The 1,561-nt window shown below is 45.1% G+C and carries 2 protein-coding genes; both read left to right on the top strand.

The genetic code is table 11. From position 1 onward, the window contains the following. Positions 1–69: 69 nt before the first annotated feature. Positions 70–849 (top strand): DUF1295 domain-containing protein, encoded by a 780-nt coding sequence (locus tag B4F08_RS04375; protein WP_291373409.1) that lies wholly within the window; start codon positions 70–72, stop codon positions 847–849. Positions 850–857: 8 nt separating this feature from the next. Continuing rightward, the coding region (locus B4F08_RS04370) for an SAM-dependent methyltransferase (RefSeq protein ID WP_291373407.1) at positions 858–1,561 on the top strand (704 nt) is incomplete at its 3' end.

The following is a 1,561-nucleotide window of genomic DNA, read 5'->3' as shown; positions in this document are numbered from 1 at the left end:
GTGATCAGTGATGTGCATTTGCTGTTTGAAGCCAGTGCTTACTAAGCAGAAATAAAACAGGAGGGAGACATGCTGCTAGATTTATTTTTGCTCAATGTCTTCATCATGCTCTGTAGCTGGGTGTTGGTGACCTATAACCGCAGAGCAGGGCTAGTCGATGTCGCTTGGAGTTTCAGTATTGCCCTTAATGTGATTATTGCCGCTTGGGTGATTGACAGTGCGCCGATGTTGGTTCGGTTATTTCTGGGACTGGCGAGTGGGATCTGGTTTTCACGGCTGACTTGGCATCTGTTACGGCGCTATGCCAATGAAACCCAAGAAGACACGCGTTATGACAACATGCGCCGAGCGATGGGGAATTATCAGCATCTTGGTTTTCTGGTGTTTTTTATATTCCAGGCAGGTTTGGCTCTACTGTTTTCTTACCCAATGCTGAAGTTGTTAAGTATCTCGACCGAGCAATGGAATGACTGGACTTTGGTCACTGTGATTGTGGCGGGCATGATCATGCTCTCGGCTTTGATAGGTGAAAGCACTGCAGATCAGCAACTTTACCGTTTTAAGCTAGATCCACAGAATCAAGGTAAAACCATGGATCAGGGCTTGTGGAAATATTCGCGCCATCCGAATTATTTTTTTGAATGGCTGCACTGGTTTGCCTATCCAGTGCTCGGTCTGGCAGCAGGATGCTATGGATTATGGATTTATCCACTGCTGATGTGGCTATTCCTGTACTACTTTACGGGGATTCCTTTTAGTGAAAAACAGGCGCTCGCCCACCGTGGTGACAACTATAAAGACTATCAACGACGAACTTCAATGTTTATTCCGTGGCCACCCAAAGAGTAGGTAAATACATGGACTTTATGATTCAAAAAACCTTAGAACTGATCGAAAATGGCAAGGTTCCAGACCCAGTGATTCGTGCTGGTATTAAAATCTTGAGCAAAAAACGTTTGGCACAAGAAGGTCGGTTTGACCCCGCATTGGCAGCGCAGCGCTATATGGATGTGCTGACCATGCTGAAAAACAGCGAAATTGCCATTGAGACAGACAAAGCCAATGAGCAGCATTATGAACTGCCGACCGCATTTTTTCAGGCAGTACTCGGTAAGCGTTTGAAATATAGCGCGAGTCTATTTGAACATGCCGATATGACGCTAGACCAAGCCGAAGAAGCTGCCCTTGCATGCTATTGCCAGCGAGCACAACTGAAAGACGGGCAGGATATTTTGGAAATTGGCTGCGGTTGGGGTTCTTTAAGTCTATATATGGCCGAGCATTATCCAACGGCCCGTATTACAGTCGTGTCAAATTCTTCAACGCAGCGCGAGTATATTCAGGAACAAGCCCGTTTAAAAAAACTGGATAACCTTAATGTGATCACTTGTGATGTCAATGTGTTGCAACTTGAACCTGCGTCATTTGACCGTGTGGTATCGGTGGAGATGTTTGAGCATGTACGCAACTATCAAAAACTGTTTGAAAATATTAGTATTTGGCTGAAACCAGATGGCTTATTGTGGTGTCATATTTTCTGTCATCGTTTCTTGCATTACCC

The organism is Acinetobacter sp. UBA6720 (genome assembly GCF_002454215.1).
GTDB lineage: Bacteria > Pseudomonadota > Gammaproteobacteria > Pseudomonadales > Moraxellaceae > Acinetobacter.
The sequence above is the reverse complement of the archived record's forward strand: the minus strand, read 5'-3'. Positions and strand labels throughout refer to the sequence as shown.